We start from the raw sequence: 25,189 nt of genomic DNA on the forward strand, positions 1-25,189 counted from the left end.
GTAGAGGGAATAAGGTCAGCTCAAGGACATGCGTCCAACGACGGTCGGAACCCCCTCCCACGCGCTAACTAAATGCAACGACCAAGGACCATCCGGGTGATCTTCCCTGATGTTTTTTTGTGCAACTAGCAAGATTGAATATTCATGACAGAGGGTACAGCAGAAAGAGCAGCTTTCCGGAAAATAGATTGACAGGAAGTAGACCTGCAATCTACAATTAATTTATATTGTGAAATCAAATCTCATATTATGAAATAGAGGAGATGCCGATGGCTGAGAAGACAATTTACTCCGTACAGTCCGTAGAGCGGTCGTTGAACTTGCTGGAAACGATTGCGGGCTGTGAGAACGGGATCCGCATTAAAGATTTGGCCGAGCGGGAGAGTCTGAATTTATCGACTGCCCACAGACTTGTATCGCTTCTTGAGCAAAGAGGCTACGTAGAGCAGGAGCCGGAGAGCAAAAAATATTTTCTGGGGATGAAGGTGCTTCAGCTTCAAGGTTATTTATTCAAGAGCAGACGGCTAAACGATGTAGCGGCTCAAGAGTTGAAGCGTATGGTCCATTGCCTGGGAGAAACGACTCATTTGGCTATATTGTCGGAAGATGAAGTCGTGTATATCGAGAGCTGGGAGGGAGTCCGCTCGGTCATAAGCCGCGCCCCTGTCGGCCGGAAGGTGCCTATTTACAGCACGGCGCTAGGGAAAGCGCTCACAGCCTGGAAGCCTCGGGAAGAGGTTGAGCGAATGCTGCATCGAATCGAGATGGCGCCCAAGACGCCGAATACGATTACGGATGTTCCCGGTTATTTGAACGAGCTCTCGAAGGTCAGATTGAACGGTTATGCGGTAGACAGGCAAGAGCAGTCCATGATCGGTTGCTGCATTGCGGCGCCGATTCGCGACCATCGCGATGAGGTTGTTGCGGCTGTTAGCGTCTCCTGTCCCGCGCATGATTTTACGGAAGAGAACGAAGAGCGTATCGTTCGCGAGCTGATGGCTACCGTCTCTAACATTTCGGCCAAACTGGGGCATTCCCATGGAGCATGATGATTAGAAATCCTACTAACACTAACTATAAGGAGAGAAACAAAATGAAACCTTTTGAGAAGCTGACAGGCGTAATTCCTCCAATCATTACTCCATTGAAGTCTGACTATAGCGTGGATGAAGCAGCGTTAACAGGGCTGATCCGCCATATGCTTGACTGCAGCGTTAACGGGATTTTTGCGATGGGAACGGCTGCAGAGTCCCCGATGCTGACCAGAGAGCAGCGGCTGCGGGCATTGCTCGCGATCCGGGACGGATGCAAGGGCAAGGTGCCTTTCCTGGTTGGCGTCATGGAGACGAGCACCGCCAGAGTGCTGGAGCTTGTGAAGGAAGCCGAGGAGATCGGCGCGGATGCGGTTGTAGCCGTGTCCCCTTATTATTTCCGCGTCAAACCTAAGGAGATCGTGAAGCATTTTGCCGCCATTCGCGAGAATACGGAGCTTCCGATTATCGTCTACAACGTACCGGTCTATACGGGCAACCCGATTGACGCCGAGACGGTATATGAAATCGCCCAATTTCCGGGAATCGTGGCTTTCAAGGACAGCTCCGGCAATATGCCTCAGTTTCAGAAGACGATTAGACTAACTAGCCACATGGAGCATTTCTCCGTCTTGCAAGGCGTTCAAGTTCTCAGTGTAATCAGCCTGCAGATGGGAGCCGCTGGATTAATTCCGGGGGTCGGCAATATGATTCCGCAACAGATGGTTCAGTTGTATGAGGCCGTGAAGGCAGGCAGGCTGGAGGAAGCTTATCGCATCCAGGATTTTGTCGTGCAGCTTGAGGATTCGCTCGGGATGGAAGGGTACTCCTTGTCCGTGTTGAAGGCGGCTCCTCAACTGCTCGGGTTCGGAGAAGGCCAGCCTCATTATCCGATGAACAAATTAAGTGACGCGGGACTTGCCAAGCTCGCGACGCTAATGCGAAGCGGCGGAGTGAAGTTAGCCGAGTAACGATTTCGAATATAGGGTAGGGTTAAGGTGGACGTACTCCTGGATGTGCCTTATGGCAAATAGGACAGAAACAAACCCGAAACCACGGATCTCTGTTTGGCTTATTACCGAAAGTCCCTTTCATGCGCCGATTGTCCAACCCAGATAGTTAGGATCCGGTAGAAAGATGCTCTTCTGCCGTGTCCTGCGCGATTTGCTTTGATGGCCAAGCATCCAACTGATCCAATAAAAAAGCAGTAGCACTGCCCTAGCGGCTTTGCTGCTGCTTTTTTTATTGTATAGGAAATTATAGACGGTGCAGAACGGCGGGATGAAAAGGCCTATACGCTCTAGTTCGATTTATTCGGACTAGGGATCAGCGTCTCCATCATTTGGCAATGTCGATCACCAAAAAATAAACGATTGTTCGTCGGTTGTTCACACGATATTCATACGCTCCGGTTACATTACATTTAAAGCGTATTCATTCGTATGTTAGGGGGGTTGACAGGTGGCGCGTATTTTGTTCAACCACGTGTACAAGCAGTACGGCAAAGATCATTTACCAGTAGTGAAGGATTTCGATATGGAAATAAAAGAAGGGGAGTTTGTGGTGTTCGTCGGTCCGTCCGGCTGCGGCAAATCGACAACGCTGCGGATGATTGCCGGGCTGGAGGAAATAAGCAAGGGCGAGATTTATATCGGGGATACGCTCATTAACGATTTGCCTCCGAAAGATCGTGACATTGCCATGGTCTTTCAAAACTATGCGCTGTATCCGAATATGTCGGTTTACGAAAATATCGCTTTCGGTTTGCGACTTCGTAAATTGCCCAAGCATGAAATTGACCTCAGCGTCAAGAAGGCTGCCCGAATACTGGAGATTGAGTCGTTTCTCGGGAGAAGACCGAAGCAGTTATCGGGCGGACAGCGGCAGCGGGTCGCGCTAGGCAGAGCGATTGTTCGGGAACCGCGCGTTTTCCTTATGGACGAGCCTCTCTCCAATCTGGATGCGAAGCTTAGGGTGCAGATGCGAACGGAGATCATTAAGCTGCATAAGCAATTGGGCGTTACGACCGTATATGTCACGCATGATCAGACAGAGGCCATGACGATGGGGAGCCGGATCGTGGTGATGAAGGACGGTGTCATTCAACAGGTGGATACGCCTGAGCAGGTTTATAACAATCCGGCCAATACGTTCGTGGCGGGTTTTGTGGGCTCCCCGCCCATGAACTTTATTGAAGGCAGGCTGCTTGACGAAGGTGGCCGTCTCGAGTTTCATACCAACCGATTCGTGCTGGAAATCCCACCTGGCAAAGCGGCCTCGCTCAAGAATGAGAGAGTCGTCTTGCTTGGCATTCGGCCAGAAAATATTAGCGTTGAGCCGATCATGTTCGATGCCTTTCCGAAAGCGATTATTCCTGGCGTTCATCTGTTAAGCGAGCTGATGGGGGCGGACCGATATCTTTATCTTAATATTGGGAGCCAGACGAATCTGGTCGTTCGGATCAACCCCCGCAATCAATTCGAGGAAGATGAGAAAATCAATGTTGCCATCGATATGAATAAGGCGCTGTTTTTCAACCGGGATACGGGCGAGCGGATTATAGATTGAGGAGCGAAGAGAGGATGAGGTAGACGTATGATGCAGAAACGGCTCATGCGGCGATGGATTGCCGCAACGTGCGCTTTGGCTGTGCTCGTTTCCTCGGGCACGGTGTCCCCCGGAAGGCCGCTCGCTGCCGAGAACAGCGCGGCCAGCAAGGAGATAGTCACATTCCGAACCGATGACTTCGGCCCCTATTATCAGGAAGTTTTGGCGGATTGGAAGCAGAAGGGCTACAAGCATGCATCCCGGACTATAACGGTATCGGGGGCATCGATATCGGCTCAATCGAACAGAAGTATGACCTCTACGGGCGCATACGAAGGAAAAACCGGCGTTCTGATATGGAAGAGCGACCAGGAGAACTGGATCGAGTACCAGCTGGACGTACCGGAGGAAGGGCTCTACGAGATCGAGATGGAGTATCACCCTTATCAGGATTCTCAGGGCAACAGCTTCTCCGCCAGCAGGCGGCCAACCAATTTATCTTTGCAGATCGACGGATCGTTTCCTTATCGGGAAGCCAGAGCCGTATTATTGAGACGTAAATTCAAAGATTTATTGCCGCTCGTCCGGGATGAGTATGGCGACGATATTCGGCCGCGGCCAATCGAGCTGCCCGGATGGATGACGGAGCCTCTTAGGGACTCCGAGAGCTGGTACGTTCAGCCGCTGCAATGGTTTTTACCTAAAGGGAGGCATACCATTCGTCTAACGAGCTCTGATCCCGTCGTGATCGGATCGATTGCAATTAAGCCTCCGCAGGAGGTTCCCGATTACCAGCAAGCTTCCCAGTCCTATCCTCAAGTTCAGACGCAATCGAAAGAAATCATTATCCTGCAAGCCGAGCAGCTGGAATGGAAAAACGATGTCGGACTTCAGATGATAGCGGATCAGGATCCGATGTCAGAGCCCTACGCAAACGGGTATGAACGCTTTAATTCGATAGGCGGAGAACGTTGGAAGGCGGGCGGCCAAACGGCAGCCTGGAAATTCGAGGTGCCGGAGGATGGACGTTACCGGATCGGACTTCGTACCTTGCAGAGGTTCGTTTCCAACATGTCCGTATTCCGTACGATTGCCATTGACGGAATCGCTCCTTTCCAGGAGCTGCTAGCTTACCGGTTCCCCTACTCACCGAAATGGAAGGGGATCATTCTTGGCGACGAGGAAGGCAACCCGTTCGAAATCTATTTGAAGAAGGGCACCCACACGTTAAGCATGACGGCGACAACGGCTCCCTTCCAGAGTGTGGTTGTGCAAGGCTCGCGGGCCATGGATAAGCTCCGGTTGGTCGACCAGGAAATTCGCGGAATGACGGGCGGCGAGGTGGATAAGAACCGTACGTGGAGAGTGGAGCAGGACTTTCCGAATTTGCCTAAGTACCTGGAGCAAACCAGAATCGAGCTGGAGCGAATGGCGGAAATGATGCTGTCGGCAAATGGCCGCCGGGACAATACGGTTCAAACGATTGAAACGGCGATTCGCGATTTGACCAGCTATTTGAAGCGGCCTAATGAGATTCCTTATCATATGAGCGAAATTTCGAACATGATCGAGCGAATTGGAGCGGTGCGAGAGACGCTGGTTCGAACTCCGCTGCAGCTCGATCAAATCTATATTATTCCTTCGGGCGTTGAGCCTCCTCGTATGGAGGCCGGATTCTGGAAGAAGATGGCTGGATCGATTCGCAATTTTTTCTATTCGTTCACTAGAACGCGGGATATCGGAAAGGTAGAGGAGGGCGTCCTGAACGTTTGGGTAAACCGCGGGCGCGATTATGTAAATTTGCTGCAAGAGATGGTGAATGACACCTTTACGCCGGAAACGGGAATCAGGGTCAAGGTCAACCTGTTGCCGAACGAAAACCTGCTTGTGCTTGCCAATGCCGCCGGTCTGTCGCCGGATGTAGCCATTGGACAGCCGCAAGATAAATCGATCGATTTCGCGATGCGCAATGCTCTATATGACTTGAGCAAGTTCCCCGATTTCAAGCAAACGGCAGATCAATTTGCCCCTGGAGCGCTGCTTCCGTTCTTCTACAACGGCGGATATTATGCGCTTCCGGAAACGCAGTCGTTCAAAGTGATGTTTTACCGCAAGGATATCATCTCCCGCCTCGGGCTGAGCATTCCCGATACATGGCAGGATGTGTACGAGATGCTTCCTACCTTGCAGCAAAAGGGATATAACTTTTATGTGCCGGCTGGCGATTATTTAACCTTTTTCTACCAGAACGGAGCCGAGTTTTTTGCCAAGAACGGCATGAAAACGAACATGAATACGCCGGAGGCGTTTAAGGGGTTCAAGCAATGGGTCGATCTCTTCAACATCTATGATTTGGAGAAATCGGTGCCGAGCTTCTACCAGCATTTCCGAAAGGGCACCTTTCCGATCGGGGTAGCCGACTACAACATGTACGTTACGCTTCTTGTTGCCGCTCCCGAGCTTGCCGGATGGTGGGGAATCGCGCCTATTCCGGGCGTGAAGCAGGCGGACGGCACGGTCTCAAGATGGGCCTCGGGCGGGCAATCGACCGGATTTATTTATAAAAATACGAAATACCCGCAGGAATCGTGGGAGTTCCTCAAATGGCTCCTATCGGCGGATGCCCAAGAACGCTACGGCTCCGAGCTCGAATCGCTTAACGGCGTTCAATTCCGATGGAACACGGCGAATGTCGAAGCATTCACCAGACTCCCCTGGCAGAAGGACGACCTGAAGGTCATTCTGGAGCAATGGCGCTGGTATAAGGAGGCGCCGAACTTGCCTGGCTCTTATTTCCTGAGCCGCGAGATGACGAACGCCTGGAATCGCACCGTTGTGGACGGGTTGAATTATCGGGAATCACTGGAGGAAGCGATCGTCAATATCGACCGAGAAATGCTGCGCAAAGAGCAGGAATTCGGGTTTGTCGATGCGGCGGGCAAAATCGTGCACACGTTGGATCTGCCGGAAATCAAGAATCCATGGGAGGGGGTAGACAAGTATGTCGCCAAGTAACGCGAGTGCTGCCGTCGGGAGAACGAATCGCAGGAAAGAACCGTTTCTCTTTAGACTTAAGCAGTATTTGAAGCTGCTGTGGTCTTATCGCCTATCGTACCTCTTTATCGCGCCGTTCGTCTCTTTGTTTACGGCGTTCATCTTTGTCCCTGTCATGGTTGCCATTGGGCTTAGCTTTACCTATTTTAATGCCCTGGAGAGGCCGCGGTTTATCGGCTGGAAAAATTTCGAGTATTTATTGTCGCAGGACATTATTTTCCTGAAGCATGCTTTGCCGAACACCATCAAGTTTGCGATAGTTGTAGGGCCGGGCGGGTATATTGCGGCATTTACTCTCGCGTGGTTAATCTCTCAGTTGCCGAGCTATGCCCGCATATGGTACGCGTTGGCCCTATACACGCCATCCCTTACGGCAGGCATTGCGATGGGGATCGTCTGGCTGCCTCTGTTAAACGGCGACCGAATCGGCTATCTGAACAGCTTCCTATTAAATTGGGGATTCATCGACGACCCTATTCTATGGGTTACGGATAAAGCTCATCTGATGAATTCCATGATTGTCGTCACCTTGTGGTCCAGTATGGGAGTCGGATTTCTAGCGATGCTGGCCGGGCTGCTTGGCGTCAATAAAGAGCTCTATGAGGCCGGGCGGTTGGACGGACTTCAAAGCAGGCTTCAGGAAATATGGTATATCACCATCCCTTCGATGAAGCCGCAGATGCTTTTCGGGGCCGTCATGTCCATTGTCGGCACGTTTAAGGCAGGGTCGATTGGCCAGGAGCTGTCCGGACAATTTCCTACGCCTCAGTATGCCGGAACCTTGATAATAAGCCACATCGAGGATTACGGCAGCATCCGTTTCGAAATGGGTTACGCTGCGGCCATCTCCGTATTTTTGCTCTTTATTATGTATTTGGCTAATCGGCTAGGCTTCCGGCTGTTCAGTACGAAGGGGGACGAATAATGGCACAGGTCATACGAAAAATTCAAAGTTTGCTCCCGTCTCGGCGAAAAACCAAGATTTATTCGACAGACGGCTTTCAGAAGCTGCTGTATTTGTTTATGACCTTCTTCTCCGTTTTTATGCTCTTGCCTTTGTTTTACATTTTCAATCATTCGCTAAAGCCGTTTAGCGAGCTGTTTATATATCCGCCTAATATTTTTGTTCGACAACCTACCGTTCAGAACTTTGTGGAGTTGTTTTCGATTACTAGCACATCGGTCATTCCGATCACTCGTTATCTGTTTAACAGCATCGTTGTCTCCGCGATGGTCGTGATCAGCACGATCATCGTGAGCTCGCTCTGCGCGTATCCGATTTCCAAGCATAAATTTCCTGGACATCGCCTTCTATTTGCCATCATTTTGCTGTCGCTCATGTTTGCCCCGGAAACGGTAGCCATTCCTCGTTATTTGGTCGCCGTCAACTTGCATATCATGGATACTTACTGGGGGCATGTGCTTCCCTATCTGGCGGCTCCCGTCAGCGTCTTCCTGATGAAACAATTTATCGATCAAGTGCCCAATGAACTGATTGAAGCGGCACGGATCGATGGGGCGCGGGAGATCATGATTTTTTTACGGATTGTCATACCGATTTGTATGCCGGCTGTGGCGACGGTGTCTATTCTAGCCTTCCAAGGGATTTGGAGCAGCACCGAAGCGTCCGCCATGTTTATGCAGGATGAAGCCATGAAGACGTTCCCCTTCTTCCTGTCCACGCTGACCAACGGGCTCGCGAACAGTGTAGCCAGACAGGGGGCTGCGGCCGCGGCGGCATTGATCCTGTTTTTACCGAATTTGATTATCTTTATGATATTTCAGCGCAAAGTTATCGCAACTATGGCGCATTCCGGAATTAAATGATCGGCGGGGGGTGGTGGCTATGACAAACGATCGGCGTTTACAAAAAATACTTGGTGCTATTCTGGCAGGGTGTGCGGCTGTCATGCTCTTGCTCTATCCGTTAACCGCGGCCGCGGAGGTGGAATATATCACCTACACCAAGGATAACGAAGGGACGATCCTCCGGACGCATCCTGCCTATGCCCCGGTAAGAGTTATCGGAACTGGGCTGATGGAGCCGGAGAAGGACAACCCCCAGGTGCTCAAGCCTTCTCCGATGGCGAGTCCAAAAGATCTGTTCATCGATAGCCGGGATCATATTTATGTGGTCGATACAGGCAATAATCGGTTGATCGAATTCGACGATCAGGGGAATTGGCTGCGGTACTTGAAGGTTCCGGAAAGTCCGTTGAATAAGCCGGAAGGAATCTTCGTCACTCCGCAGGGAGATATTTATGTCGCGGACACCGGGAACAAACGGGTTGTAAAGCTGACGCCGGAAGGAAAGCTTGTGCGAGCTTACGAAAAACCCGAATCAAACTATATCCCGGATGCGTTCAAGTATGACCCGATCAGGCTCGTCGTCGACAAACGGGGATTTCTATACATTGCTACCTTAGGCGGCTATCAGGGGTTGCTGCAGTTGGATCCAGAAGGGGAGTTTCAACGATTCTACGGAGTGAATACAACCGAACTGACTCCGCTCGATCGCATTAAGCGAATGCTCTACACCGATCAAATGTATGCCAACGAAATCAGCAAGCTGCCGGGCTCCATTAGCAGTGTCGCGATTGATAGGGATGGTTTTATCTATACGGCGACCGCGGGCAAGGTGACTTCCAATCAAGTGAAGAAGCTTAGTATTCGCGGTCAGAACATGCTCAAGTACAACAACAACAATGGCGAGAAAAAGAGCCGGGAGTTCGGCGAGATCCCTCCTTCGGGACGTATATTTATTTCCGGGCAAGGCTACTTGCCGACTCAGCTCATCGACCTGGCCGTCGATCTGGACGGAAATATCACCACCATTGACAGCAGCTATAAGGTCATCAGCCGATATGACGCCAGCGGCAACCTGCTCTACTACTGGGGTGGAATATCGTCTAACTCCACCACCCGTCTGGGATTGGTTAAAAATCCGGCGGCGGTTGACTCGAATTCAAAAGGGGATCTCCTGATTCTGGACAATACGGAAGGAAACATTCAATGGTTTCGCCAGTCTGAATTCGGCTCGTTGGTGAGCAAGGCGAACATGCTCACAATCGAGGGACGATACGAGGAAAGCGAGGAATTGTGGCAGGAGGTGCTTCGGTATCATGCATTCTTCACGCCAGCCCATCTGGGGCTTGCGAAGGCCGCCTTTAAAAAAGGGGATTACAAGCTTGCGCAAGCTTACTTTTATGAAGGAGGAAGCCGCTCCGGCTATTCGGATGCATATTGGCAAATCCGCCTGAAGTGGTTCCAATCCCATTTTTCCACGCTGATAACGGCTGTACTGGCATTTGTGTTTGGTGTCGTCCTTTTCAACCGATTGACGCGCCGCAGCAAATGGCGACAATCCTGGAGAAATCGAAAGCGGAATCCGTTCCCCATCTTCGAACAGCTGAGACATACCTTCACGATATTAAAACATCCGATCGACGGGTTTAGCGCATTGCGCCACGAGGGGAAGGGCAGCTATGGCAGCGCTCTCGTATTGCTCGCGATTACGTTTGCCGCTCTCGTATTTTCCCGACTCCAAACAAGCTTCACCTTCAACCCGGTTAATCCGGACAGGTTTAATGTGTTGATCCTCTTGGGCGAATTTGCTGTTTTGTGGCTCGGTTGGGTCATTTGCAACTACCTGGTGAGCTCGATTCTACAAGGGGAGGGGCGTTTCCGCGATGTGTTTATCGCCAGCAGCTATGCTTTATTTCCGTTTATTATCATTGGGATCCCGTTAGCGCTGATTTCCAATATCATGACTTTGTCGGAGCTGTCCATTTTCAATTATATGAAGAATGCCATTCTCATTTGGCTCGGGTTTCTCTTTATTTGGAAAATTCAGTCTCTGCAAAATTATACGGTGGGCGAAACATTAAGGAACGTGGTGTACACGACCTTTGCCTTTTCCGTCTTGATTGTTTTATGCGGGATCATTTTCGGTTTGTCTAGCGATTTGAAATCGTTCCTATTTGAAATTTACCAGGAGGTGAGGTTGCGATGAGAGGCTATATCCGGCGTTATTATAAAATAGGTCTTACCCTTCTGGTGCTGCTTGGGATTACCGCTTATGTCGCAACTAATCTCCAAATCGAAACGATTCACAGGCAAGCTCAGAAGCTTGCCACCAATTCGCCGGGAGCGGAGAAGGTCAATCCGGGACCTGCCGAGCTGCCCGATGAGTCCACCTTTCAAACTGTAAGCGAGAACGACCGCTTTCGGCTTAAGCTGGACGCCAAAACCGCCCATTTTCTTGTCGAGGATAAGAAGGACGGGCGCATCTGGCGATCGTACCCGGACCCGGCACAGTGGGCGAACGAGAAGGTAGGAAGCTTGTGGAGAACCCATCTTCGTTCCCCTATCATGCTGCAGTTTGCCGATCTGACGACGGGAAAAATACAGCCAAGGGAAACGAATCTTCTGGAGGAACGGGGGACGATCCGAAATTTGCAGATGGTCGCCGGCGGCTTCCGGCTGACCTTCGATATCCCCTCCAAGGAATTCTCCATTCCGGTGGAAGTGAAGCTGGAGAAGGATTCCGTGGTTACCCGTATACTGGACTCCGATTTGCAAGAAGGGAATTTAAGCTTAATGTGGATTCGCCTGTATCCGTTCTTCGGCGCGGAACGATCGGAGGGCCAGCAAGGATATATGTTTATTCCGGACGGCTCCGGCGCACTCATCCAGTACGACCCAGGGAGCATCAATGGAAACCGGGTTTACCAGGAACCGGTCTATGGCCATGACTTTAGCTTTCAATTGACCAGCCTTCCGATTCCGGGAATCAATCCGACCCCGCAAGCCACCAATAACCTAAGGCATAAAATATTCGCCCCGGTTTTCGGTGCCAAAAATGAAAATCGGGCCTTCCTGGCCGTGCTTGAGGAAGGAGCCGAGTATGCCGAGATTGTAGCCTCCCCTGCAGGAGCGTTCAGCTCCTATAATTGGGTAACCAGTCAATGGAATTATCGTTTGAAATTTCGTCAAGTAACGAACCGCGAGAGAAATCTGTCCTTCGAAACGTACGATAAAAACGAACGATTCCGAAGCGACAGAACGGCAAGATATTTTCTGCTCGACAGGTCAGCGTCTGATTACAGCGGGATGGCTCAACGATTTAGAAGCTACTTAATGGATGTTTACAAGCTGACCAAGGTCAAGCCTAAATCCAGCCATCTGCCGATGGATATTATCGTAGTCGGCGGAGACAGCGCGAAGGGACTGCTCTGGGATCGCTACATCAAGGCGACGTCGACATCGGAAGCTATGCGATTGCTTCAAAGACTATACGGACTCGGTATAGACAATATGACTGTGCGTTACTGGGGTTGGCAAAAAGGCGGATTTGGCGAAACGGGCGGTCTGACCAAGGTCGACTCCAGACTCGGCGGCGACAAGGGAATGAAGGATTTTATTGCGTTTGCCCACTCTCTGGATATTCCCGTTTATATGCGGTTGGACTATACGCGAAATACGACCGGAGCCGGGGGCTTCTTTAGCCGAATCCACGGATTGCGCAGTAAGGGAGGGAATCCGATTGAAAAGTTCGCGAGCCTGCCTTTTATCAATCGAATCGTAAATGAAGATATCCCGTATCTGCAAAGTCTCGGAATGGACGGAGTCGAGCTTCATGGAATCGGCGAATATTTAAGCAGCGATTATAATAGCCGATCCGGCACATCCCGCGACGAAAGCACACGCCTGCAGCAATCGATCATCGAGAAGCTTCGCGAGACGCAAGGGAAAGTAATCGGGTACCGACCCAGCTTTTTCGCCGCACCTCTAGTTGATGGAGTAGCGAGCCTTGAGGATGATTATTCAAAGGACCTTTTTACAGCTACCGGGGTACCGTTTCTCCAAATTGCCCTTCACGGTCTCATCCCGTACACAGCCAAGCCATCCAATGAACGGGACGAATATCAGAAGCAGTTTCTCCATGATCTGGAGTTCGGCTCCAATCCGTCCTATCTGTTTACGGGCTCGGATTCGAGCAACTTGAAGTATATGCAGCACTTATCGTTCTTCAATCCCTCGTACAAGGATTGGGAGCAGGCGGCCGTTCAGGAGTACCTGAAGTTTAGCGAGGCGCTTGGAGACGTACAGGATCAATTCATCGTCAATCACCGGATCCTTTCCAGCGAGGTTCGGGAAACCACGTATGAGAACGGCAAACGTATTGTAGTCAACTACGGCGTAACCTCCTATTCGTACAATGGAATGAGCGTACCGCCGAAAAATTACCTGGTTGTTCGAGGAGGGGGAAAACCGTGAATGCTCCGGCAAGAAGATTCAAGTCATCCACCATTCGTAAGCTCGAAGGAGCTCTTTTCCTCTCCCCTTGGATCGCAGGGTTCTTATTATTCATGGCGTTTCCGCTAGGGTATTCGCTCTATATGAGCTTTCATCAGGTCAAGATTACCGCCTCAGGCATAACAACCGTACCAAAGGGCTTTTTCTACTATAAATATATTCTATTTGAAAATGCCGACCTGCTTTACAATCAATTGCTTCCGTTTCTTCGCCAAGCTTTGCTTATGCTGCCGGTCATTGTCGTGTTTTCCCTGCTGATTGCGATTATTCTGAATCAGAAGTTTTGGGGCCGGACGTTTTTCCGGGCGGTTTTCTTTCTTCCGGTTATATTTACAACCGGGCAAGTCATCAATGAATTTATTTCGCAAGGCAAGGGCGATTTGAATTTTCTCGAGCGATATAACTTAACGGCTCTGATTCTCACTTACTTACCTTCCTCTTGGGCAACGCCGATTGTCGGGGTCATCAATTCTTTCGTCCTTGTCCTCTGGTATTCCGGCGTGCAAATATTGATTTTTCTTGCCGGTCGCCAGACGATTCCCCCTTCGGTTTACGAAGCGGCCCGAATCGACGGGGCCAATCCTTGGGAAGTGTTCTGGAAAATCACTTTGCCTGCCATGCTGCCTTTTATCCTCCTGAATCTCATCTATACGACGGTCGACTTGTTCACGTATCCGTCTAATCCGATATTGACGAGGGTGAATACGGCCGATTATGGACTTTCAAGCGCATTGGCATGGATTTACTTTTCAATTATATTCCTGTTTCTTGGACTGGCCTTCCTTCTGTTCAATCGGGTATTCCGTAGCATAAAGCCCCCTGTAGGGTAAGAAAGGAGCGGTTACACAGATGCTTAAGCAAGAAATCAGGAATAAACGATTCGGCATTCAAAAGCTCTCGATTCGGACCTATTTAACGAAAACCCGGCTCTTTCTGCTTGGCAAGGAGGCAGATAAAAGCTTATTGTTCAAGCTCTTTATTTACCTGATCCTGATCGATACCGCATATATTTACTTAAATCCGCTATTCTATATGGTCTCGACGATGGTTAAGAACGCAACCGACTTAGTCGACCCCTCGGTCACATGGATTCCGCATTCCATCTTTACGGGTACGCTGACCGACGCTTGGAGGAAGGTGGAATTCCCGAAGGCGTTCAGCATCAGTCTCTCCTTATCCGTTTCTGTCGCGTTGCTCCAGACTCTTTCGTGTGCCGTTGCGGGCTATGCATTTGCCCGGCTGGAAATCCCGTTCAAGAACTTTTGGTTTTTTTGCTTGCTGCTGGCCTTTATCGTCCCGCCTCAGGTCATCATTCTGCCTAACATCCTTGCGGCAAGCCAAATCTTCCATGTGATGAAGACGTATTACCCGTTAATTGTCCCCGCCATCTTCGGTCATGGACTTAAAGGCGCCTTATTTGTCATCATCTACAGACAGTTTTTCTCCACGCAGCCGAAGGAATTGGAGGAAGCGGCGAGGATTGACGGTGCGGGCGCTTTCCGCGTGTTCTCGCGGGTCATGCTGCCTCTGGCCAAACCGGCGATCCTTGTAGTCTTTCTATTCTCCTTTGTCTGGACCTGGAATGACAGCTACACACCGGGCATGTATTTGCCTGGAGTAAAGGACTTGCCGCTTTCTCTGGGAATCTCGCAAATATCCGCCGAACTTACCGCACAGGCTGCGGAGACGGGGCCTTCCATATTCGATGGGCCGATCCGGATGGCCGGGTCTTTCCTGATCGTTCTGCCGCCGCTTCTCCTGTATTTATTTGCTCAACGTTGGTTCATTGAAAGTGTGGAACGAACAGGTTTAGTGGAATAGCAACGTAGCCCCGGTAATGAATCGGGGCTTTTTTAATCATGATATGAATGGATATGGGGGCTTTATCCGTGAGAGATGAGAAGGAACGGACTAATCGGGAACTATTTCGCCGATATTTACGTTTTGTCAAACCATACCGATACTGGATCATACTGATTATTGTTTTGGGTGTTGCGCAGTTTATCGTGCCGCTGACAACGCCGTGGATGACCAAGATTATGCTTGACCAGGTGCTTCCCGGTGTCCAGGGGGCCTGGTCGCTTACCAAGGTGGTCGGCGTGCTGGCGATTTTATCCGTTTATGGGATTCTGATTAATTTTATCCGCAACTGGGTGACCGCCCGGCTTGGCAATCGAATGGTCGTCGATATTCGCCGGCAGCTGTATGCTCATATGCAAAGATTATCGCAACGTTACTACGATACCCGGCAAGTCGGCGGTGTCGTGTCCCGGATTTTGCACGACGTGAATGGCGCCCAAAACCTTATCGGCGGAGGGATCATCAATCTGATCATCGATCTGTTTCTCGTTTTGTTCGCGGGGTTCATGCTGTTTCAGCTCGATACGAAGCTGGCGCTGTTGTCCTTATGGCTGCTGCCGCTCCACTACTTGACGTTTACGAATTTAAATGTCCGCATTCGGTTCGCCTGGCGGTCCGTACATCGCCAGCACGAGCGCATGTCGGGCGTGCTCACGGAGAGGATCGCCGGCATGAAGGTCGTACAGGCTTTCAATCGAGAGGATCTCGAGATGAATCGCTTTAATCGTCAAGCAGGCTGGCAATACCAATACGCCATGCGCGCCCACTTGCTGTCCAATGGCTTGGGCAGATTGAGCCAGACGTTCAACGACGCAGGAGGGTTGATCATTTGGCTGGTCGGCGGCTCACTCGTGCTCGATAAGGAGATGTCGATCGGCGGATTAATTGCTTTTCAAGCCTATTTGTCCCAACTATACGGGCCGATTCAACGATTTTCGGAAGTAAATGTCACCATTCAGAACTCGCTTGCCAACATCGAACGTATTTTCGAAGTGTTCGACGAGGAGCCAGAGGTTGCAAGCAAGCCGGCAGCCATTCGGATTCCTGCGGAATGCCGGGGGGATATTGAGTTCCGCGAGGTGTCCTTTACTTATGTTACGGAACGAATGGACACAAGAGCGCGGATTGGCAATTGGGATCCGGACCGGGCGCCTCTTCAGAAGCCGTCGAAGCCTTTTTATTTCATCCCGCCCAGGACTCGACCCGAACCGCCGCCTATGATTACGGAATGGAGCGATGCGCTCCACCGCATCAGCTTTCATGCGAGAGCAGGGCAAGTGATCGCATTCGTCGGGCCTAGCGGCGCGGGAAAATCAACGATCGTGAACTTCATCCCGCGATTTTACGATCCCGTCCATGGAGCCGTGCTGCTCGACGGCATCGATCTCCGGGAGTATGACGTGCATGATCTGCGCAATCAAATCGCGCTTGTCCTGCAGGACAACATTCTATTCTCGGGCACGGTCTATGAGAATATTGTGTATGGCCGACCGGAAGCGACGCCTGAAGAAGTGTATGCTGCCGCCCATGCCGCCCATGCGCATAGCTTCATCATGGAATGGGAGCAGGGCTACGAGACCATGCTCGGCGAGCGCGGGGTCAGGCTGTCGGGAGGACAGAAGCAGAGGCTCGCTATTGCCAGAGCGTTGCTCAAAAATCCGCGCATCCTCATTCTCGATGAAGCCACATCGGCGCTTGATGCGGAATCCGAGGAGCTCGTTACTCAGGCTCTCGAGCTGCTGATGAAGGGACGTACAACGTTCGTCATTGCGCACCGACTCGCCACCGTCGTCCGGGCGGACCAGATTCTTGTGATAGATCGGGGCCGAATTGTCGAGAACGGCTCCCACCAGGAGCTGCTGAGCCAGAACGGACTTTATCGGGAGCTGTACGAGAAGCAGCTTAAGGCGATGAAACCCGAGGAATTGAAGTTGGTTGGGGAAACGTAATGGTTGGCTGACCGTTTGAACGTGAAGCCCGACATGAAGAGCATTATGGGATATACTAGTGATAACAACTTGTCTCGGCTGACATCCATGATCGGGGGAGAAAGCATGCGGATATTAATAGTAGAAGACGAACCGAAGATTCGCGAGATGCTGATCCTGTATTTCAAGAACGAAGGATGGAACGCAGACTACACCCCTAACGGCAATGAAGCGATTCGAATGTTCGGACGAGAGCCATACGATTTGATTGTACTTGATCTCATGCTGGAAGGGCTTCAGGGGGAAGAGGTTTGCGGTCTCATTCGAAAACAATCCAGTGTGCCGATCATCATGCTGACATCAAGGGCAAGAGAATCGGATACGGTCAAGGGATTGAATCTAGGCGCAGACGATTATATCGTCAAGCCGTTTAGGGCCAAGGAGCTGGTAGCTCGCATTCATGCGCTCATGCGGCGGGTTGGGCCAGGGACCAAAGCGGAGGAGGAGGAGCCGGCGCGTGTATTTAATGGCGGTCAACTGGCCATTCTGCCTGTAGAGAAGCAAGTGCTTGTAAAAGGTCGGCATGTAAGCTTGACCGGGACCGAATACAAGCTTCTTCAAGTTTTGAGCGCGAGACCGGCGCGTGTGTTCAGTCGTGAAGAATTGGTCTCACTGGTCCATGGACATAGCTTTGAGGGCGATGACCGAACGATTGACGCGCATATTAAAAACCTGCGCAAAAAAATCGAGCCGGATCATACACAGCCCTCTTATGTCGTGACTGTGATCGGGCTGGGCTATAAATTTGGCATGAAAGCCGATGGAGTATAGCGATGAAGGGATTTCGCCGAATTCTGCGAAAAATGAATGTGCAGTTGTTCCTTTCGTTTATTCTGTTCTCTACATTCATCCTGCTTCTGACGACTAAGCTGACCGATCTCAATTGGAATCATATGTTTGCGAATTTCATTAATAAGGATTTGGAAAAGGTCGGGTATTTGCTCATCGACGACATGCGCGGGAAACATATTGAACGAGATTTAACCCTGGAGCAACGGGAGTGGCTCCAACGCCGTGCAGCCTTATTCGGCGTACTCTTGCAATATAGCAACAAGGAAGAAACGGTGGTGTACCTCGATACGTTCACTCGGGTAGGCAAAAAAGCGGATCGGGATAACGAAATCAAGCTGCCCTACGTGAACGAAGAGGCCAAGCCCGGTCAGCTCAAGCTTGCGTATATGGAACAGCGAAGCACGCTCGACCCGGCTTACCAAATTTTTCAGGATCAGCTTCAACTCCGAACGCGCGTATTGTATTCGGTCATTATTTTAACCGCCGTTCTCTTTAGTTATCTGATTGCTCAAAGATTGTCCAGGCATTTAAGCCATGTACATGCCATTGCCGAAGAAATAGGTTCGGGGAAGCGGGATGTGCAAATTCCGACGAAAGGTCCGGAAGAGGTAAGGCGGCTTGCCGGGGTACTGAACAATATGTCGGCAGAGCTCAAGCGGCAGGAGGATTGGCGGCATCACCTCATGGAGGATTTCATGCACGAGCTGCGTACCCCGCTCACATCCGTGCTTTCCAGGGTGGAGGCAGTCGTGGATGGATTGCTTGAACCCAATTCCGATCAGATGAACGAAATGTACGAAGAGCTGGAACGGCTCACCCGATTGGTCAATGATCTGGAACGGTTGTCTGAAGCGGAGGCGGCTCGATTCTCGATGAATATTCAACGCACGAATATGGTTGAATTAGTGAGGCGAGTGTACAACCAACACAAATCATTGGCGAAAAGTAATGGGATCAGGCTGTTGATCGAGACGACGAATGTCCCGTGTTATGCGCAAGTGGACCGGGACAAAATCGTGCAGGTTCTGACCAATATTGTGCTGAATGCGATCAAATATACATCCTCCGGTGGAACGGTAACGTTATATGCAGATTGGACGGAGGATCTGACGATTTTGGCTTGCGAGGACACGGGGATCGGTATCAGCCAGCAAGATTTGCCTTATATTTTCAATAGACTGTATAGGGCGGATAAGTCCCGTTCCCGCTTCAGCGGGGGGGTAGGGCTTGGTCTAAGCATTTCGAAGGCTCTGGTGGAGGCTCATCACGGAATCATCGAAGCGACAAGCAAGGTAGGCTACGGATCACGATTCACCATACGGCTTCCGAATATATATAAAGCGTATCCCGAAGAGGAAGGTTGACCTTGTTGGGGGAGTAGAAGTCCAGGAGCCAAAGATTGTTATATCAACTCCCAAATAATACACAACCGGCTATGGGAGCCCGTCCTTATAATGAAGAAGGATGGCAGCGCTGTTAACAGCGCAATCGAAAAGGTTCTGGAGGGGGAAGGCAATTGAACGCAAATGCGAAAAAAGGGTTTGAATCATTTAATCTGGCGCTAGTAGACGATCCTCTGATTAAGAAAGCCATGGCTGGAGTCATGGATAAAATCGATGAGGCAGAGCAGGATCCCGGAAGACCCGCCTTTCACTTTAGACCGCCAGCGCAATGGATGAATGACCCGAATGGAACGCTCTACCATAATGGGTATTACCATGTGTTCTATCAGCATAACCCGTTCGGAGAAACCCATGGAAACATGCATTGGGGCCACGCGAGATCCAGAGATCTTGTGAACTGGGAGCACTTGCCTATCGCGCTAGCGCCTTCTCCTGAGAAAAAGGAGAGCCAGATCTTCTCGGGCTGCGTATGGATAGACGGAGATGGCAAGCCCGTCATCTTGTATTCCAGTGTAGGCGCCTACCCCAGACAGCAATGGGCAGCGTTCCCGGAAGATGAGGAGTGGATTCGCTGGAAGAAATACGAAGGGAATCCGGTAGTCACGACAAAGGCGAATGACAGTCTGACCTTTAACCTTCATATGCAGGACCCCTATGTCTTCACGGTCGGGCAAAGGACGTTTATGGTATTATGCGGAGGGATAGAAGAACAAAGAGTAGTCACCCTGCATGAGGCCGTCGACGCCAGTTTATTAAGCTGGGAATACAGGGGGATCTTATACCGCGTTACGGATAATTCCGGAGGCTATCAAGGGTACCCGGAGTGCCCCATTTTTTTTGAGCTGGATCATAAGTACGTTCTGCTTCATTTGGGGCCTATGATGTATAGAGTCGGTACCTTTAACATGGATGAATATACGTTTGCTCCCGAATTGAGCGCGAGAATGGATCTGGGCAGCAGCTTTCATGCCACCAATATTCTGGAGGATGAGAAGGGTAAGGTTTTATTTAGCTGGATTCCGAATAGCGGAGAGTATTTTAATCAGAAAAAAGGCTGGAACGGGGTGCTGGCATTGCCCCGAAGGCTGTCGCTGGACTCCGAGCTTCGACTGCTGCAAAAGCCGGCCGAGGAGCTAAGCGCCCTCAGAGGAAAAGCCTACCAGGCTTCGGCAATCCCGTTGAAGCCCAAAGTAAATGTATCCGTTGCAACGGGAACCAATATGCTAGAAGTCATTGCGGAGTTTGACAGGCATATCGATGCCAAGATTGGAATCCGATTCAAATGCGCGCAAAGGAAGCATGCCGATTTTGTGATCGCTTATAACGGTTACAGGTTTGAGTTTACAGGCAAGGCCGAATCGGCGAGATTCTGCAATGCAAGCAAAAAGCTGAAGATTCATGCTTTCCTGGACAAATCGGTTATTGAGATCTTCATTAACGATGGGCTGGAGTGCGCAACCTTCTCTTTCATGCCCTTCCTCCATGAGGTTACGGTCGAAGCCTTTACGGAACTCGCCGATGCTGAGGTCACAGCATTGAATGTATGGGAATTAAAATCCATTTGGTAGGCTGGGAGGCTGAGGCATGTACAGCAAACAGTTGCAGATCACCGGAGATTATTTGAATCTGCCGGTAAGAAACAAAGCTCCTAAACGGCTTGTCCAGTTAATCGTTGACGAGAAGACGGTGCGGCATTTTAAAATCGAGCTGGCAGAAAATATGGATGAGCCAGTAGATCTGTGGGTCTCCACCAACATCAGTGAGTTTGCCGGCAAGGCTATGGAAATCCGAATGCCGGAACCGTCAGGTGCGGAGGAGAACATTCTTGAAAGTCTCTATATCGGGGACCGCTTTCTTGTGGAGGATGATCTATTTAAGGAAACATACAGGCCGCAATTCCATTTTACGACCCGGAAGGGCTGGATCAATGATCCGAACGGGCTGATTTATTACAAGGGCGAATATCATCTGTTCTACCAGCATAACCCGTTTGGCGTCGGCTGGGGCAATATGCACTGGGGGCATGCGGTCAGCAAGGACCTGATCCATTGGGAAGAGCTGCCGGTGGCGCTGTATCCCGACGATCTGGGAATGATCTATTCCGGAAGCTCGTTGATTGATAGTAAGGATACGTCCGGACTCTTCGACGGCGGCGAGGGGATGGTTGCCTTCTTCAGCCATGCGCATGGACCCAGAGGCCAGATTCAAAGCTTCGCTTATAGCACGGATGACGGAAGAACATGGACCAAGTATGAGAACAATCCTGTATTGACCTCGGAGAATGAACCGGACAACAATTTCCGGGACCCGAAGGTTTTCTGGCATGAGAAGACGCAGCGATGGATCATGGCCGTATATAAGGCAATCGCCGGCAAATCCTCGGCAGCGTTCTACTACTCGCAGGATTTGAAATCGTGGGAGTTTCTGAGTTATATTCCCGGGATCCATGAATGCCCCGACGTATTCGAGCTTGCTGTAGACGGCGATGTCAACAATCGAAAGTGGGTCCTTCTTGGCGTTCAGGGCACTTATATGCTGGGGGAGTTCGACGGCCATCATTTTGTTTCGGAAGCGGGACTGATTACGTTTGAATACGGTACGCATTTTTCGGCTACTCAATCCTTTGCCCATTCACCGGATGGTTACATGAGAAGGGTGCAGCTTGCATGGATGCGTTTTGGTCTGTATCCCGATATGCCTTTCAACCAGCAATTGACATTTCCTTGCGAATTGACCTTAAGGAACACTCGGAATGGGGTGCGAATGTTTCGAAATCCGGCCAAGGAAATTGAAATGTTGAGAGACAGGGAGCAAGGTTGGACCAACTTGCTTCTTTCTCAGGACACACCTCTCATCCCCGAATTAGAGGGCCGGCTATTTGACATCGAGCTGGAAATCGATTTGCAGGACGCGGAGAAAATCGGCTTGCGCATCCATGATGAAACGATACGGTACAATGCGAAAGACCGCTACTTGAAATGCTTCGGCAAATCAGTTAGAACCAATCTGCAGGGAACGATTCTTAAGCTAAGAATACTGGTTGATGTGACTTCCATTGAAATATTTGTTCAGGACGGAGAGTTCACTTTCTCGGCTTGCTATATTCAGGATTTCGGAAGCAAGCCGTTTGAATTATATGCAGCGGGCGGTACCGCGTTTATCAAGCAATTGAGCATCTGGGAATTGAAAAGCATGTACTAATCTATTCAAGTGTTGCTGTGGCGATCGAGCCACAATCAACGACCTCTGGAGCGCTTTCTCCAGAGGTTTTTCTTTGACATTCGGGCCCTCTTCCTGCCCTCCCCACGCGCTAACGGAATGCCACGGCCAAGGACCATCAGGGAAATTCCCACATGGTTACACCTACGCCAGAAGAATTCCATTACCTCATGCGGAATGCTTCCGGTGTTAATCCAACGTTTTGCTTGAACATTTTGATGAAATGCGAGCTGTAAGTAAAGCCGGATTCCTGAGCGATCATGCCGATCGGCATGGAGGTTTCGATGAGCATCTTTTTGGCGTGATGAATTCGCTTCTGAATGATGAATTTGCCGATGCTGAAGCCGGTATGCTTGCGGAACAAAGTGGTCATATAGGTAGGATTCATATGCACAAGCTCGGAAAGCTTCTCCAAGGAGAGCTGCTGCTGGAATCTGGAGCCGATGTATTGAATCAAGAATACGATTTCCGGAGGAAGCGTATTGGTGTCGGGCCGGGGCAGCTCGTCCGGCTTATTCCGGCTGTAGATACGAGAACAAATGGTGAGCAGCTGCACGATAAGACTTCTCAGGATGTCGGAATAACCAGAGGATTTATTTTTTAATTCTTCATTAGCCAAGTAAAAGATAGATTCGATCATTTCACGTTCGCTGCCCGAACTGTATATGCAGATGCTCTCCGCGTTCGTGCGCTTCAGCAAATTGGCATCAGGGCAATCGAATCGGTAGCAGGCCAGCAAATTCTCATGCCAGATGAAATTATGCCGGCAAACTCCAAGGTCGGGCTTCGTCTGCAGCACCTTGTGGGCTATATAGGGCTTCGTAATGATCAGAGTGCCCGGCTGAAGAGTATAAACCTGATTGCCCACCAAATAGGAGCCTAAGCCCTGCCAAATATAATACATTTCAATTCCGTTATGGCTTTGAAAATCATGAAAGGGAGCAACAGAGTCAAGCTGGTAATACATGATCGCCTGAGCTTCCTTCAGCAGTCCGTCGATGGCGTTGCTCAACTCGGAAGCGGTTTCAAATGCTACTTGCATCAGGTAACCCCCTAAAGCATATTTAGCAGGATCTAAAGATTATTATATCAACTCCAAAACAATATACAACCGGAAAGCGAGGGTCATCCTTATAATAAAGATAAGAACCGACGGATTCATACCATAGCAGCCATTACGCGTGGAAGGAGTTAAAAGGGTGGAAAAAGTCCAAATCAACGATGATCTTTACTTTTCCCGAATCATCCTTGGCATGATGAGAACGAAAGCTTGGGGGTACACCGCCAATCAATTGTTGGGCTATATAGAGCAAAGTATCGCTCTCGGCGTCACTACATTCGATCATGCCGATCTGTACGGCGGATATGAGTGTGAAGCCATTTTTGGAGAGGCTCTTCGGTTGAAGCCTGAACTAAGGCAGCAAATTCAGCTGGTGACGAAATGCGGAATCATTTTCCCTACACCCAGAATGCCCCAATATACGATAAAAGCTTACGACCATACCAAGGAGCATATTATCCGCTCGGTCGACAATTCTTTAGCTAATCTGAACACGGATTATATTGATGTCCTGTTGCTGCATAGACCGAACCCGTTAATGGATCCGGAAGTGGTCGCCGACGCTTTTCATACGTTGAAGGAGCAAGGGAAGGTTAGAGCGTTCGGCGTTTCCAACTTTACCCCTGCCCAGATGAATATGCTGAGTGCGTACACGCCTCTTGTCACGAATCAGATTTTATTGTCCTTGTATAGCTATAATCACTTGATGGACGGCACCTTGGAGCAGGCGCTGGAGAAAAAGTTCCCGATCATGGCCTACCATCCGGTGGCCGGCGGGAAAATTCATACCGCGTCGGATGAAAAAGCGGTTCAACTGAAAGAGGCGTTGGAGAGCGTGTCAAAGGAAATGGATGGCAACGATATCGATTCCTTGATGTATGCCTGGCTGCTGGCGCTTCCAGCCCGAATTATGCCCATTGTAGGATCCGGTAAGATCGAAAGATTAAAAAGCGCTGTAGCGGCGTTGGACATGCGACTGACAAGAGATCAATGGTTTACCTTGTACAAAGCAGCGCGGGGCGTAGATGTGCCTTGATAACAAGGATGACCCGGAGCAAGGCTGTCTACGCAAGCCAATTCTAATATAAAAGGGGTGTGCCGCTTGTGGAAAAAGCAAAGGTGCAATTTTCAGTTTTCACCAAGCCTTGGAAGACGCAATCGATTTGGGATTTGGGTAAATTTGTGAGCGGACTTGGATTTGACGGGATCGAATTTCCGCTACGCGGCGGATATCAGCTGGAGCCGCAAAATGCAGCGCAATTGCCCCAGCTTGTGAAGCAATTTGCCGACCATGGGCTGAAAATTTTCAGTGTCGCCAGCAGTACCGATGAGCATGTTTTTGCAGGCTGTGCGGAAGCAGGCATTCCGGTGATCCGCATCATGCCGACGATGCTGCCGGAGGTCGGCTATATGGCTTCGGAGAAGAAAGCGCGGGAAGAGCTGGAGGCTCTGCTGCCGCTGTGCGAGAAATATGGAGTAAAGGTGGGCGTGCAGCAGCACTGCGGCAATAATGTGGTGGACTCGATGGGACTGTTGCATCTGTTGGAAGGGCTGGATGCCAATCGAATAGGCGCGATTTGGGATGCCGCTCACGATGGACTGGCGGGGCAGCAGCCGGAATTCGGGTTGGACATTGTATGGCCGTACTTATGTATGGTCAATCTCAAAAATGCGTACTACATGAGGTCTAACGGACCGGAAGCGACAGCGGCGGTCTGGAGGCGGCAATACACTTCAGGAAGGCACGGATTGGCGTCATGGCCGAGAGCGGCTGCTTTTCTGCAGCAGAGGGGCTATGAAGGCGTGATTTGCCTGACGGCGGAATACAGCGCAGAGCATGAGGTGGATCGATTGATTGCGGAGGACATCGCTTACGCCAAGTCCTTGTTCGAATAATAGATTTGTATAAGGAAAGGT

At 50.4% G+C, this 25,189-nt stretch carries 18 protein-coding genes; 17 read left to right on the forward strand and 1 reads right to left on the reverse strand.

The features are described 5' to 3' along the window. The first annotated feature begins 269 nt into the window (after window positions 1-269). From PKO02S_RS06635 to PKO02S_RS06705, 15 genes are all read left to right on the forward strand, one after another. The gene (locus tag PKO02S_RS06635; protein ID WP_164821326.1) at window positions 270-1,049 is read left to right on the forward strand and encodes an IclR family transcriptional regulator; all 780 of its coding nucleotides are present in this window, start codon (window positions 270-272) and stop codon (window positions 1,047-1,049) included. A 44-nt stretch (window positions 1,050-1,093) separates the two neighbouring features. Continuing rightward, window positions 1,094-2,002 (forward strand): dihydrodipicolinate synthase family protein, encoded by a 909-nt coding sequence (locus PKO02S_RS06640; RefSeq protein WP_164821327.1) that lies wholly within the window; start codon window positions 1,094-1,096, stop codon window positions 2,000-2,002. Window positions 2,003-2,492: 490 nt separating this feature from the next. Further along, the gene (locus PKO02S_RS06645) at window positions 2,493-3,599 is read left to right on the forward strand and encodes an ABC transporter ATP-binding protein (protein ID WP_127580322.1); all 1,107 of its coding nucleotides are present in this window, start codon (window positions 2,493-2,495) and stop codon (window positions 3,597-3,599) included. A gap of 27 nt (window positions 3,600-3,626) precedes the next feature. Beyond that, on the forward strand, window positions 3,627-6,593 hold the full coding sequence (locus PKO02S_RS06650) for an extracellular solute-binding protein (RefSeq protein ID WP_127580323.1): 2,967 nt from the start codon (window positions 3,627-3,629) through the stop codon (window positions 6,591-6,593). Next, window positions 6,580-7,557, forward strand: coding sequence for a carbohydrate ABC transporter permease (locus PKO02S_RS06655; RefSeq protein ID WP_127580324.1), 978 nt, complete (start codon window positions 6,580-6,582; stop codon window positions 7,555-7,557). The genes PKO02S_RS06650 and PKO02S_RS06655 overlap by 14 nt, the downstream gene beginning before the upstream one ends. Beyond that, a complete protein-coding gene (locus PKO02S_RS06660) occupies window positions 7,557-8,459 on the forward strand; it encodes a carbohydrate ABC transporter permease (RefSeq protein WP_127580325.1) in 903 nt (300 codons plus the stop codon). Before PKO02S_RS06655 ends, PKO02S_RS06660 begins: the two co-directional genes overlap by 1 nt. Window positions 8,460-8,478: 19 nt before the next feature. Further along, window positions 8,479-10,644, forward strand: a complete 2,166-nt coding sequence (locus PKO02S_RS06665) for a YIP1 family protein (protein ID WP_127580326.1) — start codon at window positions 8,479-8,481, stop codon at window positions 10,642-10,644. Continuing rightward, complete coding sequence (locus tag PKO02S_RS06670) at window positions 10,641-12,911, forward strand: DUF5696 domain-containing protein (protein ID WP_127580327.1); 2,271 nt, start codon at window positions 10,641-10,643, stop codon at window positions 12,909-12,911. Before PKO02S_RS06665 ends, PKO02S_RS06670 begins: the two co-directional genes overlap by 4 nt. Further along, the gene (locus PKO02S_RS06675) at window positions 12,908-13,780 is read left to right on the forward strand and encodes a carbohydrate ABC transporter permease (protein ID WP_246066862.1); all 873 of its coding nucleotides are present in this window, start codon (window positions 12,908-12,910) and stop codon (window positions 13,778-13,780) included. Before PKO02S_RS06670 ends, PKO02S_RS06675 begins: the two co-directional genes overlap by 4 nt. Before the next feature lie 19 nt (window positions 13,781-13,799). Further along, window positions 13,800-14,771 (forward strand): carbohydrate ABC transporter permease, encoded by a 972-nt coding sequence (locus PKO02S_RS06680; RefSeq protein WP_127580328.1) that lies wholly within the window; start codon window positions 13,800-13,802, stop codon window positions 14,769-14,771. Between the two features lie 68 nt (window positions 14,772-14,839). Beyond that, a complete protein-coding gene (locus PKO02S_RS33605; RefSeq protein WP_281280410.1) occupies window positions 14,840-16,759 on the forward strand; it encodes an ABC transporter ATP-binding protein in 1,920 nt (639 codons plus the stop codon). Window positions 16,760-16,762: 3 nt separating this feature from the next. Next, on the forward strand, window positions 16,763-17,569 hold the full coding sequence (locus PKO02S_RS06690) for a response regulator transcription factor (protein WP_246066863.1): 807 nt from the start codon (window positions 16,763-16,765) through the stop codon (window positions 17,567-17,569). 2 nt (window positions 17,570-17,571) lie between these two features. Next, window positions 17,572-18,954, forward strand: coding sequence for a sensor histidine kinase (locus tag PKO02S_RS06695; protein WP_127580330.1), 1,383 nt, complete (start codon window positions 17,572-17,574; stop codon window positions 18,952-18,954). A 152-nt stretch (window positions 18,955-19,106) separates the two neighbouring features. Continuing rightward, window positions 19,107-20,561, forward strand: a complete 1,455-nt coding sequence (locus tag PKO02S_RS06700) for a glycoside hydrolase family 32 protein (protein WP_127580331.1) — start codon at window positions 19,107-19,109, stop codon at window positions 20,559-20,561. A gap of 16 nt (window positions 20,562-20,577) precedes the next feature. Further along, window positions 20,578-22,194, forward strand: a complete 1,617-nt coding sequence (locus PKO02S_RS06705; RefSeq protein ID WP_127580332.1) for a glycoside hydrolase family 32 protein — start codon at window positions 20,578-20,580, stop codon at window positions 22,192-22,194. 181 nt (window positions 22,195-22,375) lie between these two features. Here PKO02S_RS06705 and PKO02S_RS06710 read toward each other — a convergent pair whose 3' ends face one another. After that, window positions 22,376-23,254, reverse strand: a complete 879-nt coding sequence (locus tag PKO02S_RS06710) for an AraC family transcriptional regulator (RefSeq protein WP_127580333.1) — start codon at window positions 23,252-23,254, stop codon at window positions 22,376-22,378. A 157-nt stretch (window positions 23,255-23,411) separates the two neighbouring features. Here PKO02S_RS06710 and PKO02S_RS06715 point away from each other — a divergent pair, with 157 nt between their 5' ends. Continuing rightward, complete coding sequence (locus PKO02S_RS06715; protein WP_127580334.1) at window positions 23,412-24,308, forward strand: aldo/keto reductase; 897 nt, start codon at window positions 23,412-23,414, stop codon at window positions 24,306-24,308. A 68-nt stretch (window positions 24,309-24,376) separates the two neighbouring features. Beyond that, window positions 24,377-25,168, forward strand: a complete 792-nt coding sequence (locus tag PKO02S_RS06720) for a sugar phosphate isomerase/epimerase family protein (RefSeq protein WP_164821328.1) — start codon at window positions 24,377-24,379, stop codon at window positions 25,166-25,168. Window positions 25,169-25,189: the final 21 nt, after the last annotated feature.

It is taken from the genome of Paenibacillus koleovorans NBRC 103111 (assembly GCF_004000845.1).
In the GTDB taxonomy this organism is placed as follows: Bacteria; Bacillota; Bacilli; order Paenibacillales; family NBRC-103111; genus Paenibacillus_AA; species Paenibacillus_AA koleovorans.

Bases quoted from the DNA above. Each gene is read 5' to 3' on its own strand.
- PKO02S_RS06695 (WP_127580330.1), top strand. From the start codon at position 17,572: ATGAAGGGATTTCGCCGAATTCTGCGAAAAATGAATGTGCAGTTGTTC.
- PKO02S_RS06660 (WP_127580325.1), top strand. From the start codon at position 7,557: ATGGCACAGGTCATACGAAAAATTCAAAGTTTGCTCCCGTCTCGGCGA.
- PKO02S_RS06670 (WP_127580327.1), top strand. From the start codon at position 10,641: ATGAGAGGCTATATCCGGCGTTATTATAAAATAGGTCTTACCCTTCTG.
- PKO02S_RS06710 (WP_127580333.1), bottom strand. From the start codon at position 23,254: ATGCAAGTAGCATTTGAAACCGCTTCCGAGTTGAGCAACGCCATCGAC.
- PKO02S_RS06650 (WP_127580323.1), top strand. From the start codon at position 3,627: ATGATGCAGAAACGGCTCATGCGGCGATGGATTGCCGCAACGTGCGCT.
- PKO02S_RS06665 (WP_127580326.1), top strand. From the start codon at position 8,479: ATGACAAACGATCGGCGTTTACAAAAAATACTTGGTGCTATTCTGGCA.
- PKO02S_RS06635 (WP_164821326.1), top strand. From the start codon at position 270: ATGGCTGAGAAGACAATTTACTCCGTACAGTCCGTAGAGCGGTCGTTG.
- PKO02S_RS06705 (WP_127580332.1), top strand. From the start codon at position 20,578: ATGTACAGCAAACAGTTGCAGATCACCGGAGATTATTTGAATCTGCCG.
- PKO02S_RS06655 (WP_127580324.1), top strand. From the start codon at position 6,580: ATGTCGCCAAGTAACGCGAGTGCTGCCGTCGGGAGAACGAATCGCAGG.
- PKO02S_RS06640 (WP_164821327.1), top strand. From the start codon at position 1,094: ATGAAACCTTTTGAGAAGCTGACAGGCGTAATTCCTCCAATCATTACT.
- PKO02S_RS06680 (WP_127580328.1), top strand. From the start codon at position 13,800: ATGCTTAAGCAAGAAATCAGGAATAAACGATTCGGCATTCAAAAGCTC.